15 protein-coding genes are annotated in these 14209 nt (G+C 55.1%); 8 read left to right on the top strand and 7 right to left on the bottom strand.

Annotated elements, in window-relative coordinates; genetic code table 11:
• Both KXU80_RS26150 and KXU80_RS26145 read left to right on the top strand, forming a co-directional pair.
• Positions 1 to 513 carry a sporulation membrane protein YtrI gene (locus KXU80_RS26150; RefSeq protein WP_219836005.1) on the top strand — a complete coding sequence of 171 codons (513 nt, stop codon included), beginning with the start codon at positions 1 to 3 and terminating at the stop codon, positions 511 to 513.
• Positions 514 to 604: 91 nt separating this feature from the next.
• The gene (locus tag KXU80_RS26145) at positions 605 to 901 is read left to right on the top strand and encodes a YtpI family protein (protein ID WP_219836004.1); all 297 of its coding nucleotides are present in this window, start codon (positions 605 to 607) and stop codon (positions 899 to 901) included.
• Here the strand turns inward: KXU80_RS26145 and KXU80_RS26140 are convergent.
• A complete protein-coding gene (locus KXU80_RS26140; protein ID WP_219836003.1) occupies positions 898 to 2244 on the bottom strand; it encodes a DRTGG domain-containing protein in 1347 nt (448 codons plus the stop codon). The two genes, KXU80_RS26145 and KXU80_RS26140, sit on opposite strands and share 4 nt — an antisense overlap.
• A gap of 250 nt (positions 2245 to 2494) precedes the next feature.
• Between KXU80_RS26140 and KXU80_RS26135 the strand changes: the two genes are divergently transcribed.
• The 6 genes from KXU80_RS26135 to KXU80_RS26110 all read left to right on the top strand — a co-directional run bounded on the left by KXU80_RS26135 (position 2495) and on the right by KXU80_RS26110 (position 9378).
• The gene (locus KXU80_RS26135; protein ID WP_219836002.1) at positions 2495 to 3862 is read left to right on the top strand and encodes a YheC/YheD family endospore coat-associated protein; all 1368 of its coding nucleotides are present in this window, start codon (positions 2495 to 2497) and stop codon (positions 3860 to 3862) included.
• A gap of 20 nt (positions 3863 to 3882) precedes the next feature.
• Complete coding sequence (locus KXU80_RS26130; protein WP_219836001.1) at positions 3883 to 5067, top strand: YheC/YheD family endospore coat-associated protein; 1185 nt, start codon at positions 3883 to 3885, stop codon at positions 5065 to 5067.
• Positions 5064 to 6440, top strand: a complete 1377-nt coding sequence (locus tag KXU80_RS26125; RefSeq protein WP_219836000.1) for a YheC/YheD family endospore coat-associated protein — start codon at positions 5064 to 5066, stop codon at positions 6438 to 6440. Before KXU80_RS26130 ends, KXU80_RS26125 begins: the two co-directional genes overlap by 4 nt.
• A complete protein-coding gene (locus KXU80_RS26120; protein ID WP_219835999.1) occupies positions 6440 to 7585 on the top strand; it encodes a YheC/YheD family endospore coat-associated protein in 1146 nt (381 codons plus the stop codon). Before KXU80_RS26125 ends, KXU80_RS26120 begins: the two co-directional genes overlap by 1 nt.
• Positions 7586 to 7601: 16 nt before the next feature.
• Positions 7602 to 8051, top strand: coding sequence for a GNAT family N-acetyltransferase (locus tag KXU80_RS26115; protein ID WP_219835998.1), 450 nt, complete (start codon positions 7602 to 7604; stop codon positions 8049 to 8051).
• Positions 8052 to 8208: 157 nt separating this feature from the next.
• Entirely contained in the window at positions 8209 to 9378 is a 1170-nt protein-coding gene (locus KXU80_RS26110; protein ID WP_219835997.1) for a YheC/YheD family endospore coat-associated protein, read from the top strand.
• Positions 9379 to 9414: 36 nt separating this feature from the next.
• Here KXU80_RS26110 and KXU80_RS26105 read toward each other — a convergent pair whose 3' ends face one another.
• The 6 genes from KXU80_RS26105 to KXU80_RS26080 all read right to left on the bottom strand — a co-directional run bounded on the left by KXU80_RS26105 (position 9415) and on the right by KXU80_RS26080 (position 14195).
• Complete coding sequence (locus tag KXU80_RS26105; protein WP_219835996.1) at positions 9415 to 10098, bottom strand: HAD family hydrolase; 684 nt, start codon at positions 10096 to 10098, stop codon at positions 9415 to 9417.
• A gap of 73 nt (positions 10099 to 10171) precedes the next feature.
• The gene (locus tag KXU80_RS26100) at positions 10172 to 11257 is read right to left on the bottom strand and encodes a phosphodiester glycosidase family protein (protein WP_219839258.1); all 1086 of its coding nucleotides are present in this window, start codon (positions 11255 to 11257) and stop codon (positions 10172 to 10174) included.
• Positions 11258 to 11579: 322 nt separating this feature from the next.
• On the bottom strand, positions 11580 to 12149 hold the full coding sequence (locus KXU80_RS26095; RefSeq protein ID WP_219835995.1) for a manganese catalase family protein: 570 nt from the start codon (positions 12147 to 12149) through the stop codon (positions 11580 to 11582).
• Between the two features lie 27 nt (positions 12150 to 12176).
• Complete coding sequence (locus tag KXU80_RS26090; RefSeq protein WP_219835994.1) at positions 12177 to 12440, bottom strand: spore coat protein CotJB; 264 nt, start codon at positions 12438 to 12440, stop codon at positions 12177 to 12179.
• Complete coding sequence (locus KXU80_RS26085) at positions 12433 to 12669, bottom strand: spore coat associated protein CotJA (RefSeq protein WP_219835993.1); 237 nt, start codon at positions 12667 to 12669, stop codon at positions 12433 to 12435. Before KXU80_RS26085 ends, KXU80_RS26090 begins: the two co-directional genes overlap by 8 nt.
• Before the next feature lie 179 nt (positions 12670 to 12848).
• Positions 12849 to 14195 carry a hemolysin family protein gene (locus tag KXU80_RS26080; protein ID WP_219835992.1) on the bottom strand — a complete coding sequence of 449 codons (1347 nt, stop codon included), beginning with the start codon at positions 14193 to 14195 and terminating at the stop codon, positions 12849 to 12851.
• Positions 14196 to 14209 lie beyond the last annotated feature (14 nt).

Here is a 14209-nt window from a genome sequence, read left to right as displayed (position 1 = left end):
ATGCGCGTACCTCCTTTTGAGCGCTATGCCCGGTTCACGCAGGCCGTCGCCTTCTTGGTGCTTGGGAGCATTCTCGGCGCGATGGCCTACCATGCCGTCTTCTTCATGAATTTCGATGCGCTGCGCAACACCAATACAGAGCTGGAGGATAAATTGATTGATTACGAGGACCGGATCGAGAAGCTGAATCAGTTCAAGAACCAGCACACGGTCGTGAAGAGCATTTTGCCGATCATGCTGGATAAGAGCGAAAGCAGCAGCGTGAACATCCTGGACGAACAGACCAAACTGCTGCTGAAGACGCAGCTCAAGAAGGATCTCTCCGTGTTTCTCGGCACGAGCATTTATAAAATCAATTCAAACGCCGAGCTTGCCAGATTGCTGCTGGATCGTAAAATTTATACCGTTGAGGGCAATAAGGAGTATACCGTGGAAATTCATACGATGCTGGTTGTGGATAACGTGCTTCAGGTGTGGTTTGTTGCCACGCCCCATGTAAGGCAGACTAATTGACGGAGCCCCTTCCATTTCGCTTACAGCCCCGATTCGTGGTACAATAAGGCAAAATTTGAAGCTTGTCGCTTAAAGGAGCTGCACGTACGTCATGGTTAACGCTTTGCACTGGGCTATCGTCATTATCATTTGCTTCACTTCGCTGCTGTCGGTTTATTTCAGCTTCCAATCCCGCCGCACGTCGGACAACCGCAGACGCGGCATTCTGGGTGCGCGCATGAACATGAGCATGGGCGTCATGCTGATTTTCATCGCCTTGTTCATGATGCTCGCCTACACCGGATCCACGGTCAAAGTAATCATCGGCGCGCTCATTATCGTCATCGGCTTGTTCAACCTGTTCGCCGGTCTTCGCAACCACAGCATTTACCGCTCGATGAGAGGTTAATACGGATCAATCAGCTGCGCCGTAAGCAGCGCCTTGGCTGCCGTGCCGCCAGGGTCCTTCAGTTCGATTTCGAGCTTGGCGCTCTTGCGGCTCATTTCCAATAGGCTCGGCATAATGACAACCTCGCTCTCCAGCTGAATCGGGCGTACGAAATAGGTCGTCATGCTTTCGATGACATAATCCCGCTTCCCAAGCTCCCGGATCAATCCCCTGGCCGCCTGCGTCATCAAGGTGATGAGCACCCCTTCGGATATCGTGCCGAATGTCCCCGACATCTGCGGCGTTATCCTTCCTTCGTACAGAAAACTCTCGCCATACCCTGCATCCTTCTTCGCAAAGCCCGCGCTGATCAAATCGTCGAACGTCTCCCCGGATTCCTTCTGTTTGCCGGCATAACGCATTGCTTCCAGCGCTTCGCTTCGGCTGACCGCCGCAAGCAGCTTCCGGTTCTTATCGACGATGGGCAGCAAATCGATGCCTTCTGCGGCCATCGTATGCGCGGCGGATGCAATCGGAATATTAGGCGCTGCCGTAATCGGGCTTCGCGTCATCAGCTTATCGACAAGCTGCGAATCCGCGGCGCCTTCGGCGTCCTTCGCCGTCATCATGCCGACGACGCGCCCGCGCTCGTCCAGCACCGGGAACCGCGTCCCGCCTACCCTGGCGGCCAGCTGCACGTAATTGCCTTTCGTCTCGCCGAGCCGCATCGTCTCTACGGGCCGGCTGTAGGTGACGATATCCTCGACGAGCATGATTTTCTGCCGAATCAGGCGGTCGAACATCGCGCGGTTGATCATGGACGCGACGGTGTACGTATCATGCTTGGAGGAGATAATGGGCAGCCCGAGCTCGTCCGCCAAGTGTTTGATGTCCTCGCTGGTTCCGAATCCCCCGGTAATCAGAACGCCTGCTCCCTGCTCCAACGCGCAGCGGTGCGCGCCCTGCCTATTACCAACGATGAGCAGGCTCCCCGCATCGATATAACGGACCATCGCGTCCAGCTCCATCGCGCCGATAACGAACTTGTGCAGTGTCTTCTCAAGGCCAGCCGCCCCTCCGAACAGCTCGCCCTGCACGATGTCGACCACCTCGCCGAACGTCAGCCGGTCAAGCGATTCCCGGTTTCGCCGCTGAATCCGGACCGTGCCGATGCGCTCCTTCGTGCTGACAAGACCGGTCGACTCCGCTTCCTTGATCGCTTTGTATGCCGTGCCTTCGCTCACTTCCAGCTCCTCCGCCATGGTGCGGACGGACAGCTTCGTCCCGATCTCGAGCTGCTGAATGTACGCCATCAGACGCTCGTGTTTCGTTTGCGCTTCAAGTCCTTTTCCTTCGGATGCCATGGCGGTTCCCCCCTTGTCCTCATTCGCATGCTTGCCTCATTCTTGTTCTATTCTAGCAGAAAGCCGCCCTCCAAGCATGCTTTCTTAGCGCGCCCAACTTAAGCAGGAAAGCGTTTTTTTCATCAAAAGGGGCTCTGTCCGCTAATCACCAAGGGATAGATGTCCTCATATGATGAACTAATTCGTGTGAAATTCCTATGGACCCCTAGCCAACACGTCATCATCCTCCAGTTTGGAAGGAGATCCGTCGATGCTGAAATCGAAAGTCGCCGTTCAAGTGATCAGCCCGGGCATCCTGCCGGATGATGCTATCATGCTCGGTGACGCTTACTTGAGACAATGGAAGATCCCGCAAGGCCAGCCGGTGACGCTTAAATTCGGGGCGCTGCGCCAATACGTGAAGGTCGTTCCGGTTGAACGGTTTGACGGCATGCGCATCGGACAGAGCTTAGCCAGAAAAATGGGACTTCTCGCAAGCACAAGTCTTCGGATTCGTTACCGGTCCGAATCGGCCACCCTGTCGCTCGGACCGCTGATTGGCGTGCTGATCAGCCGGGATGATCCCGAACAGCGCGACCGCCCGTTCGGCTCGATTACGATGTTTTGCAAAGAGCTCGTGGACGCCTGCGCAGCGCAAGGCGCGCATGTCTACTTCTTCACGCCCGAGCATCTGAAGGGCAATCACAATGTTATCGAAGGCTGGGTATACGCGGAAGGCTGGCGTAAAATTCCCGTTCCCTCCCCGGATGTCGTCAACAATCGGCTGACTTCGCGTAAACTGGAGAATCGCCCGAATGTGCAGCAGTACATCCACGAAGTGAAGGTACAGTATAAAAGCGCCGTCTTCAACGAGAAGTTTCTCGATAAAGCGGAAGTGTTCGAAGCACTGGCGAAGGACCCTTCGCTGGTGAGGTATTTGCCGGAGTCGCATGTGCTGCGGAGCTTCCCGATGCTGAAGAATATGTGCAATAAATACCACACGGTCTTCCTGAAGCCCGTCCGCGGAAGTCTTGGCAAAGGCATCATCCGGATCACGCGGCATGACAGCGATTCCTATTCCGCGCAGTACGCGACTGTCGGCGGCACGCGAAGGCAGCATTTCAGCAGCATGCTGAAGCTGTACGGCGCGATTTCCGGCAAGATGAAAACCGTTCGCTACCAAATTCAGCAAGGGCTGCAGCTCATCGACATTGTTGGCCGGCCCGTCGACTTCAGGGCGCTGGTGCAGAAGAACGAAACCGGCAAATGGGTCTTGACCTCCATCGTCGCGCGTACGGCCGGCAGCCACCATTTCGTCTCCAACTTAGCTCGCGGCGGGACGCTCAGCACTGTTCGCGAAGCCGTAGGCAAGTCGAATCTCACCGGCGCGAACAGCCATGACGCCCCAGGTAAGCTGCAGCGCGCCGCGCTCGACATCGCTCAAGGCATCGATACGTTTATTCCCGCTCATTTTGGCGAGCTGGGCATTGATTTGGCGCTGGATACGCATGGCCGCGTCTGGTTATTAGAAGTAAATTCCAAACCGTCCAAGAACGATAATACACCGTTACAAGATGGCAAAATCCGACCGTCCGTCCGCAACATGATTCGCTATGCTCGGCATTTAGCCGAATTTTAACGCTAAAGGAGAAAACGGTGATGGCTGAACACGCACAATCCGGTATCCTCGGCATTATGATCAGCGAACGGCCGGCGAATCATGAAGACGGAAGCAGCCAGCTCCCCCTCCTCATGCCGGAAGATGAGTTTTGCCGCCGATTATCCGCTTACGGAGAGACGATCGGCTTATTCGTGTATTTGTTTTGCGCCTCCCGCATCGCCACCGCCTCTGAACGCGCATTGAGCGGATACCGGCTGGAGGACGGTGAATGGCGGCTTGGCAGCTATCCCCTCCCGGATCTTGTCTACGACCGCTGTCTGCCTGTATCCGCCGAACAGTCTCGGCACGTCGGCGAAGCGCTGCAGCGGCTCAAGCAGCGCAAGCGATATCTGCTGCTGAACGGCTCGCTTCCCGGCAAGCTGCATGTGTACAGAGCGCTTCGTAACGAATCGTCGCTCCACAGGTGGCTGCCCGCGACTTGGCTGTACGAAGGTCCCGATCAGCTCTCGAAGCTGCTGCGGCAGCACCCCGAAGGATTGTTTCTGAAGCCCTCCGCCGGCATGCACGGTAAGGGAGCGCTTCGCTTGCTGAAAACCGGCGACGGCTGGCAGATCGACGGCAGAGACCGGCGCAATCAGAAGCTGTCGTATCGCGCTCCGGATTGGGCCGCACTCTGCCGGTGGCTGCGCACCTTCACATCCGATGCGCCTTATATCGTGCAGCCTTGCCTGAAGCTGATTGACGACGAGGGGAGATCCTTCGACGTGCGGGCGCTCATTCAGAAGAACCGGCGCGGACTATGGACGTATACCGGCGCAGCTGTCCGCCGCGGCGAGCCAGGCAGTATTACGGCCAATTTGCACGGCGGCGGCACCGCCATCCCAGCCATGGAAGCACTGGAAGCACGTTTCGGCGAAGCAGCCGCGGAGAAGCTGCTGGAACGGATTCGCCTCATCAGCGAGCGTTCCGCTATTTGTTTAGAGCATCATTTCGGCCGGTTGGCTGAACTCGGCATTGATTTCGGCATTGAACCCCGCGGCCGGATCTGGCTGCTGGAAGCAAACGCGAAGCCCGGTCGTCAGTCGTTCCGCTGCAACGAGCAGCTAGCGCATACAGCCGCTGCCCGCCCGCTCGATTATGCGCTGCTGCTGGCGTTGCGCGGGCAGCCGATTTTCCCATTCAACCGAATTCAAAGGAGATACATCCAGGAGGTTCATCCATGAGTTTGACATCTTGTCATGTACACTTCTCACCCTCAAGTGAACGCATCGTCCATCTGTCGGGCTCACTCCTTCGTTCCCTTAAGCTGTCCGGCAAGAAGACGCTGCAGCTGAAATTTGGTCAAGAAACGATCACCGCCGCCGTGAAGCCCATCGATCGGCAGGGCCATCACCTCTACCTCTCCGCTGGCATTCGCCAATCCATTCGGATTCCGAAAGCAGGCAGCATTTCGTTTGTGCAAGGATCGGATAACGAAGTCCAGCTCGGACCGCTCATCGGCATTCTAACGGACGGCAGCAGCAAGACCGACTCGCCCTTCGGTTCCCGTTCCGGCTATATCCGCCAGCTCATCCGCATGGGGGAGCGCAAAGCCTACATGTTCGCCTTTACGCCCCGGGATGTGAACTGGACGAAAGAGACGATCAACGGTTATTTCATCAATAGCGCAGGCAGCTGGTATCGCAAGGTCGTCCCGCTTCCCGATGTCGTCTACAATCGCCTGCCGAGCCGCTACGCGGAGACAACGTCTTCGATTATCGGCATGCGGGAGCGGTTCATCCGTAAGGGCGTTCCGTTCTTCAACTGGAGCTTCTTCAACAAATCCGATGTTTACAAACTGCTGGATCAAGACATCGAGGCGCTGGAGCATCTACCGGAATCCGTCAACAATCCGCGGCCGGAGAAAATCAAGGAAATGCTGGAGAAGCATCAATTCATCTATTACAAGCCGACGGCCGGCAGCCTCGGCATCGGCATCTATCGCCTGACGTACCATCCAAAACGCGGTTATTTCGCCAGATACCGACGCGGGAACACAAACGTATTGCTGCGCTTCACGAATTTCAACAGCCTAATGCGCATGCTGGAGACGCGCCACGGCAACGGTTTGGGGCGCTATGTCAGCCAGCAGGGCGTACGCTTGATCGAAATCGATGGATGTCCCATCGACTTCCGCTTTCATATGCACAAGAACGGAAGCAATCAATGGGTGCCGGTCGGCATCGGTGCAAAGAAAGCGGGACGCGGCAGCGTAACGACGCATATCAAGAACGGCGGTTCGCTGCTGACGCCAGAACAGGCGCTCAGCCGGACCTTCGGCGACAAAGCGGATGAGATGCTCGCCAAAGCAAAGGCCGTCTCGATCAAGCTCTCGCAGGCGATCGAACGAAACTTTCCGCATACGCTTGGCGAGCTTGGCCTTGATATCGGCATAGATAAAGACGGGGAAGTCTGGATGTTCGAGGCTAATGCTAAACCAGGCCGCTCCATCTTCAGCCATCCTTCGCTGCGGGCGCAGGGACGCGATTCCATGACGCATATTCTGGAGCACTGCCTGTATCTGAGTAAGTTCAAGGAGCAGGGAGGCGACGACTGATGGCGCTCGTCATTCATGAGGACACAGCGGCCGATGCCGCTCAGATCGGGGGCAAACAGCCGGTTCTGGCCATTCTTACGGTCGATGACGATACCCAGCTGTTCCGCGGCAACCGCAGCAATTTTGCCGATATCATCTCCACGGGCAGGGAAAGCGGCTTTATTGTCTATGTCTTAACGGTCAAAAAGCTGAAGCTTAACCGCAAGACGCTGGACGGCTTCACCTTCGAGGCCGCCTCGGAAAATTGGGTGCAGCGGAAATTCCCGTTCCCCGATCTCATCTACAACCGCATTCCGCTTCGCGAGGATGAGCTGCAGCCGGAAGTCAGGCGCAAAATCGCCGCGTGCATGAAGCATCCCGGCGTGCAGATCTTCAATCCGAAGTTCTTTAATAAATGGAGTTTATTCAAGTGGCTCCGCCAGTCCAAGACGACGAAGCCCTATATTCCGGAAACGCGTCGAATGCTTACGGTGAGCGGTCTCGGCAAAATGATGCTGCAGCATAAATTTCTCTACCTCAAGCCGGTGAGCGGCAAAGCCGGCAAAGGAATCATGACGATTCAGCTCCAGCCCGAGAAGCCGCTCCCTTACCGGCTCAAGATTCAAGGCAACAAAGGCAGTACGACGTACAACTGCGGCTCGATCGGCAAGCTCTGGACCCGGATCAAGAAGGAAAGCAGCGGCGAGCGTTACATTGCACAGCAGGGCATTCAGCTGGCCGCCTTGAACGAACGGTCCTTCGACCTGCGGACGCTCGTGCAGAAGAACAGGCGCGGCCAGTGGGATATTTCCGGCATCGGCGCACGGCTGGCAGGTTCGATGAGCATTACGACCCATGTACCGCGCGGTGGAAGCGTTGAAGATCCCGAGAAACTGCTTGTCAGCGTATTTGGCCAAGACGAAGCTAATAAACTGCTTAATAAGACCCGAACGACCGCACTTATCATCGCACGGCAAATCGAACGCGGCTCCGGGCGCAGCCTGGCTGAAATGTCGCTGGATCTCGGCATCGATCAAGATGGAAACATCTGGTTTTTCGAAGCAAACGCCAAGCCGATGAAGTTCGACGAGCCGGATATTCGCCAGCGCTCGCTGGAGCGGATATTTCAATACAGCAGCTATTTGATAAAGATGAAGGGTCATTAGCGAGGAGTGAATGTCCATGCAGGTAAAGCTGCTGTCGCCGTCTGATTGGACGGCTGCCAAAGATAAAATCACCCGGTTTCTGTACCGATATGGTGACAGCCGCCTTACCCATGCGGGACTGGTCGCGCTGCGGGAGCTGCCCCCTGCCAAGCTGGCCGGCGGCAGCCGCTCCGGCGATGCCTCCGCAGCCGTCGCCGTTGCGATTCAAGGCGGCAAGCTTGCCGCAGTCGCATTCGGGGATGAAGGCGGCGAACGCGCCTGCTTCGTCGTCGTCTCACCGGACTTCCGCGGCCAAGGCTTCGGCAGCATCCTGCTTAAAGCGCTGCATAAGCGCATGGGCAAGCTGACCTGTTCCGTCGCTTCCGACAATACTTCCAGCATGAACATGTGCTTCCGAGCGGGCATGAAAGCCGTCAGTCTGCATACCGGCCCTACCGGCAAGCCGACCCTTCGATTCGAAAGTTAGAGCTTACGATGCGAGTTTTGCTAATCTTGCCGGAATTTCCGGCTGCGAGATATATTCGCAAAACTTTTGGAGCATATGCTTACGATGCGAGTTTTGCTAATCTTGCCGGAATTTCCGGCTGCGAGATATATTCGCAAAACTTTTAGGAGGAGACACTATGGGACAGCCGGTTCTCGGCATCCTAACCCTGTATCTCAATGATAACGGTCTGTTGGAGGAGAAACCGATTTATGCGAGCATGACAGCCGCAGGAAAAAATCTCGGTTTGGAGGTCTTCGTCTTCACCCCGGCGGACGTGAATTATTCGCTAAATCGCATTCATGCCCATATGTACGATCTTGCTTCGAAAACCTGGAGCCGCAAATGGCGTTCCTTCCCGCATATGATCTACGATCGCTGCCGGATTCAGCGCAGTCACCGTTTTGTTCAGCTGAGTCATTTTCGCAAGAAATACGGCCATTTGACCTTCTTGAACCGAGTGCTGCGCAATAAATGGACGGTCTACAACACGATGCGCAAGGAGGAGAAGTTCCGCGCCCATCTGCCTTTGACGCGCATGTACGAGGGACAGGGCGACTTGACAGCGCTCATCCGCAAATTCCCACTCGTGTACTTGAAACCGATCAACGGCACAGGCGGGAGAGGCATTCTCCGCATCGAGAAGGAACAAAGCGGCACCTACCTTATTCAAGGTCGCGATCAGTCGAGGCGCATCGTCAAGCCGCAGCGCGTGGCGATCGCAGGTATTCACGGCCGGCTGGCCAAATGGAATTTGAAAGGCAATCGGTACTTGGTGCAGCAGGGCATTCAGCTGAAGCTGCCGAACGGACGCGTGCACGATTATCGGATGCTCGTTCAGAAGAACGGCAGCGGCGAATGGGAAGTGACTGGCTGTGCTGGCCGTATCGGGGCAAACGGCAGCATTACGTCGAATTTGCATGGCGGCGGCCAGGCGATTAAGATGAAAGCCCTGATGGAAGAGTGGATTAGAAACGAGGACGCGACCCAGTCCGTCAAACAAAAGGCGGAAGAGCTCGGCGTTGAAATCGCAGCCTTTCTGGAACGTTCTTACGGCCGGCTCTGCGAGCTGGCGCTGGATCTAGCGATCGATCGCAAAGGGAATATATGGCTGCTGGAGGTTAATCCGAAGCCATCGCGAGAGGTCTTCATTCAAGCTGGTGAGCGGGAAACGTACAGGCGCGCCATTGTGAAGCCGCTGGAATATGCGGTATGGCTGTATGAACAGAAGTCCAAACGGAGAGAGAAGGCGAAGGCAGCCACAGTAGAACGGCAGACGATGGATAACTGGGTGATTCCCGACATGTGAACGACTACATGCCGGGATTTCTTCTATTACGCGTGTTTACGCGCGCTGCGGAAGCTCCTGCAGCTCGCGGAAATCCGAGATGAGCGCATCAGCGCCATTCAGCTCTTCCTTGCGCCCATAGACGGCGTAAGCGCAGCCGACCACCTGAAGGCCGTTCTTCTTGCCTGCTTCCACATCGGAAGACCGATCTCCGATCATCCAAGCCGAAGTTATGCCGTGGTCCTTGAGCAGGCGCTCCACAAGGTGAACCTTGGACAACGTACCGTACTCCCCTGCGCTGTACAAGCCTTCGAACAGCGGCGCGATACCGCGGTACCTGGCGACTTCTTTCACGTAGCTTTCCAATCCATTGCTTGCCACGAAGAGCTTGAACCCCTCGGTCTTAAGCGCTTGGAGCGTTTCCGCAACATGCGGATACAGTGTTCCTTCGCCGTTCTCTAAGCCTTCCAGTTCATATTGAAGCATGAGCTCGTCCGCCCGTTTGCGAGCCGCCTCTGAGGCGTCCGGCATGACCTTGCGCCAAATATCCTCAAGCACCATGCCTAAACAGGCCAGCAGCTTTTCCACCGGCGGCGTCGGCTCGACATACAGACCCTCTTGCTTCAACGTTTCGAAAATCCGTGCATGCACGCCGATCAACAGCGTATCCGTCTCGAACAATGTGCCGTCCATATCGAAAATCATGGCCTCCGGCCGCGGCAATGTGCCTTTGCTGCTCATGCTGCAAACCCCTTTTCTACACGTAATGCCCTTAATCATACTGGAAAAGAAGTCTGACACGCAACATAAGGCGCTACCATTTGCCGGGATCGATATCGCCGGGCTTCAAGCCCGCCCAGACGTTCTGAATCTCCGCAAGCTCCGGATGCTCGAAGACGAGGAACGCCGACGGCAGGTAACGTCCTTCGCTGCTCTTGGTCGACGGTTTATTCAGCACTTGGCCGTCTTTCACGAGCACTGTCGACGAGCCGCCGTCCAAATTCGCCGCGATGACCGCGCCATGCTCCAGCATGATTTGCTGCACGTCATATAAGTTCGCTCCGATGCTGTGTCCCGGCTGCCTTCCGTCGATGACGACAAACAAAATAGCGCCGTCCTCCCGCTGTCCCATCGCCGTTCGCGGAGCAATCCCCCAACCGTCCGCAGCATCCTTGATCAGTCCTTTGCCGTTGACGATGATCCGCGGCTGAAACGTGACCGCTTCCTTCACGCCGAGCGCCTTCAACTCATCCAGCGAATAGCGGCCGGCGACCATTTTGCCGTTGTCGTCCAGGCCCACCACCTGCGTCGATTTTGACTTGCCAAGGTCATCGTAGAACAATTCCCCCCCGGACATGACGATGCCAATGGGTTGAAACCCGTTGCCCTGCCAATTGGGGTCGGCAAAACCGCCGCCGTTCACGCCGGCAATGGCGCCTGTACGCTCCGCCATGCTGAGCACCCGTTCGCCCCGCCCCTTCTTCTCCGGCACGCCGATGCGGATTTTGGTCGGATCATTGACGGTCATGACATACCCGCTGTAGCCGTGCCCGGAAATCTCCTCGATCTCGACAAGTGGTTTCTTCTCGGTAAGCGCGGTCTCGGCTTCATGGTTCGTTCCTGCAGCCGGGGCTTGTGCGGGAACCGAGTCCGGATGAATCTCGTGCGTATCGCGCTCTTCACCCATTTCGTTGAACTGCTGCTGATAAGCTTGCACGCGCGTCTCCATCGCATGCTGGCCGATAATATATTTAGCCCAGCTTCTATGCTGTGTCGTTATGAGCGTGTCCGCCATCAAATAGCGGAGATTCGTTCCTGAAGGCGTCAAGAACAGCCAGACTGTTCCGACCCCGCCGAGCAGCAGCGTGACGGTAATCAACCCCGTAAAGAAACGCATCATGCGCCTTTTTTTGCCCGGACGCTCCGGACCGATTCCTTGCTTCACTTGGGAGCGAATCGTAACCCCCGCGATATCCGTAGTCACCTTTGATGGCATACTTCACCTTCGCCTTCCTTTCCTCATGAAAAGCCGAATACCTAGTAAACGCGAGGTGTTTCCCGAAAGTTTCACTCTCTCCCATAATCCGACAAAACTAGTGCGGGTTCGGCAGTTACTGACTGCCATGACAGCCATGCGGCTGCTATGCAAGCGCAAAAATAAGCGTAAAAAAGCCGGTGCCGCTGAATCCGGCTGCCGGCTTGGCATGCATCAACTTACTCCATTAATAGACCTTCTTCGTGTCGCGGTCCGCTTTCACCATTTCAACAGCTTCCTTGAAGCGCATGGCATGGACAATTTCCCGCTCACGGAGAAATTTAAGACCGTCCTGCAAATCCACGTCATCCGTCATATCGATAATCCATTGATACGTCGTGCGGGCTTTCTCCTCCGCTGCGATATCCTCGTAGAGATCCGCCAGCGGATCTCCCTTCGTCGCAATGTAGGCCGCTGTCCACGGCACACCCGCGGCATTCTGATAGAACATGCCGTTATCATGATTCACGAAGTTCGGCCCAAGTCCCGCTTCCTCTAACTGCCTTGGCGTAGCATCCTTCGTCAGCTTGTAAATCATCGTGGCGATCATCTCGAGATGCGCGAACTCTTCGGTTCCGATGTCCGTCAGCAGACCGATCACTTTGTCCGGAATGCTGTAGCGCTGATTTAAGTATCGTAACGCGGCCGATAGCTCGCCGTCGGCACCGCCGTACTGCTCCACCAGGTAGCGCGCTACCCTTGGATCGCATTTGCTCACCCGCACGGGATATTGCAATTTTTTCTCATAAATCCACATTTGGCCTACCGCCTCCCCGTCAGTCGTTTATACCTGCCACGGCCAAGGGGTTTCGACCCACTGCCACGGGTATTTGGAATAACTGTGTCCAAATTGAAGAAGCGGCCCGTACTGCATCTCAAACTGATGCGCGCACTGCTTACGCTGCTGGGCAAGCTGGTTGAACTGCTGCAGTGCCTGCAGATCATTCGGATGCGTATCCAAATAAAGGGTTAATTCCACCAGGGCAAAATCCAGCTGTTGCAGCTCCAGCAATTGACGGTAATACTGTTCATCCAGCTTCTTATTCATTTTGCTCCGGCCCCCTCATGTTACATCTCGACTCATAGGGTCCGTACAGCGCCGGCCACAGCGTTCCGAGCTTCAGCGCATCGGCCAGTGGAAATTGGGGCAAATTCATCGGTTGATAGGGGATAAATTGATTCGGCGGCACATAATAAGTTTTCACGTACTTAGGCGGGCATGGGTCAAACGGACCTACAAAAGGATACCAATCACGCGTCGGCTTGGTAACGTTCAACGGTCTTCCCCCTCCTGGTTAAGAATGGTTACACACAACTCCCTCCTATACCTATGAATTCCCTTGCGGAATTTTGCTTGGACCAAGAAGAAATAAATATGATTTCCCGGGGAATAGAACGGAGCTTGTATGCCGTATCCCACACAAAAGGCCTGCGTCGATCGACGCAGGCCTTTCGTTTAAACCTCTTGCTCCATGACTGCTTCTTCCTCATCTTCCTGCTTCGCTTTGTAAATAAATACACGCAGCACACGAAGACGTTCGCTCTCTGCCACTTCAAACACGTAGCCTTCGATTTCGACTTTCTTGCCTTTAACCGGATTGCCCTCCAGCTTCGTAAAAAGCCAGCCGCCGATCGTATCGACGTCATCATCTTCAATGTCGAGGTTGAACATGTCATTGATTTCTTCAATCAGCATGCGGCCCTCCACAGACGTAACGTCCCCTTTGACGATAATTTCCGGCTGATCGTTATCGAATTCATCATGGATCTCACCAACGATCTCCTCAAGAATCAGCTCTGTCGTCAGCATCCCTGCCGTTCCGCCGTATTCATCCACGACAATGGCAAGCTGTGAGTGCTTACGCTGCATCATCTTCAGGACATGGCTGATTTCCATCGATTCCGGCACGTTCAGAATCGGACGGAGAAACTTGATTATGGAATGATCCTCATCCGGATCTGCCGTCAGCAGGTCCGTAATATGTACGAAACCGATTAGTTGGTCTTTATCATCTACACAGACCGGATAACGCGTATGTTTGGAAGCGTAAACGATTTTCATGTTTTCTTCATACGTTAGATTGGCGTACAAACAGTCCATATCCGTTCGCGGCAGCATGACTTCTCTTGCAAGGCGGTCGGAGAATTCAAAGATGTTATCGAACAGCTTCAGCTCGTCTTTATCGATAATACCGCTCTTGGCGCTCTGATCCATCAGAATTCGAATTTCTTCCTCCGTATGCGCGGAATCATGCTCACTGGCCGGCTCGACGCCGAATATGCGAAGCAATCGGTTTGCCGAACCGTTGAGGAGCCAGATCGCCGGGAAAAAAATCCGGTAGAAATAAAGCAGCGGCATGGACAGCCATAAGGAAGTGCCTTCTGATTTCTGTATCGCAAGCGATTTCGGAGCAAGTTCCCCAAGCACGATATGCAGAAACGTTATGACCAGAAAGCCGATGGCTACGGAAATGGTCTCCACGAATGGGCCGTCTCCGATGCCGAACTGATGGAAAATCGGTTCCACGATCAATTCCGATATGGCCGGCTCCCCCACCCAGCCTAAGCCCAGCGAAGCTAACGTAATTCCAAACTGAGTTGCAGATAAATAAGCATCCAGCCGATCATTCACTTTAATGGCGTATTTCGCTCGCTTATGGCCTTCGTTGGCAAGCTGCGTCAAGCGAGATTGCCTTACTTTAACAAGCGAGAATTCTGCGGCGACGAACACGCCGTTTAGCAGCACGAGGATAAGGACTAAACAAAGATTCCAAAAAATGCGACCAGCTTCGAATTCATGCAAAAGGTTATTCCGCT

The sequence above is a fragment of the Paenibacillus sp. R14(2021) genome, from assembly GCF_019431355.1.
Lineage (GTDB): Bacteria > Bacillota > Bacilli > Paenibacillales > Paenibacillaceae > Paenibacillus_Z.
This window is presented reverse-complemented; position numbering and strand designations above follow the sequence as displayed.

Coding starts and splice junctions, on each gene's coding strand:
- KXU80_RS26150 (WP_219836005.1), top strand. CDS start 1: ATGCGCGTACCTCCTTTTGAGCGCTATGCCCGGTTCACGCAGGCCGTC.
- KXU80_RS26145 (WP_219836004.1), top strand. CDS start 605: ATGGTTAACGCTTTGCACTGGGCTATCGTCATTATCATTTGCTTCACT.
- KXU80_RS26140 (WP_219836003.1), bottom strand. CDS start 2,244: ATGGCATCCGAAGGAAAAGGACTTGAAGCGCAAACGAAACACGAGCGT.
- KXU80_RS26135 (WP_219836002.1), top strand. CDS start 2,495: ATGCTGAAATCGAAAGTCGCCGTTCAAGTGATCAGCCCGGGCATCCTG.
- KXU80_RS26130 (WP_219836001.1), top strand. CDS start 3,883: ATGGCTGAACACGCACAATCCGGTATCCTCGGCATTATGATCAGCGAA.
- KXU80_RS26125 (WP_219836000.1), top strand. CDS start 5,064: ATGAGTTTGACATCTTGTCATGTACACTTCTCACCCTCAAGTGAACGC.
- KXU80_RS26120 (WP_219835999.1), top strand. CDS start 6,440: ATGGCGCTCGTCATTCATGAGGACACAGCGGCCGATGCCGCTCAGATC.
- KXU80_RS26115 (WP_219835998.1), top strand. CDS start 7,602: ATGCAGGTAAAGCTGCTGTCGCCGTCTGATTGGACGGCTGCCAAAGAT.
- KXU80_RS26110 (WP_219835997.1), top strand. CDS start 8,209: ATGGGACAGCCGGTTCTCGGCATCCTAACCCTGTATCTCAATGATAAC.
- KXU80_RS26105 (WP_219835996.1), bottom strand. CDS start 10,098: ATGAGCAGCAAAGGCACATTGCCGCGGCCGGAGGCCATGATTTTCGAT.
- KXU80_RS26100 (WP_219839258.1), bottom strand. CDS start 11,257: ATGATGCGTTTCTTTACGGGGTTGATTACCGTCACGCTGCTGCTCGGC.
- KXU80_RS26095 (WP_219835995.1), bottom strand. CDS start 12,149: ATGTGGATTTATGAGAAAAAATTGCAATATCCCGTGCGGGTGAGCAAA.
- KXU80_RS26090 (WP_219835994.1), bottom strand. CDS start 12,440: ATGAATAAGAAGCTGGATGAACAGTATTACCGTCAATTGCTGGAGCTG.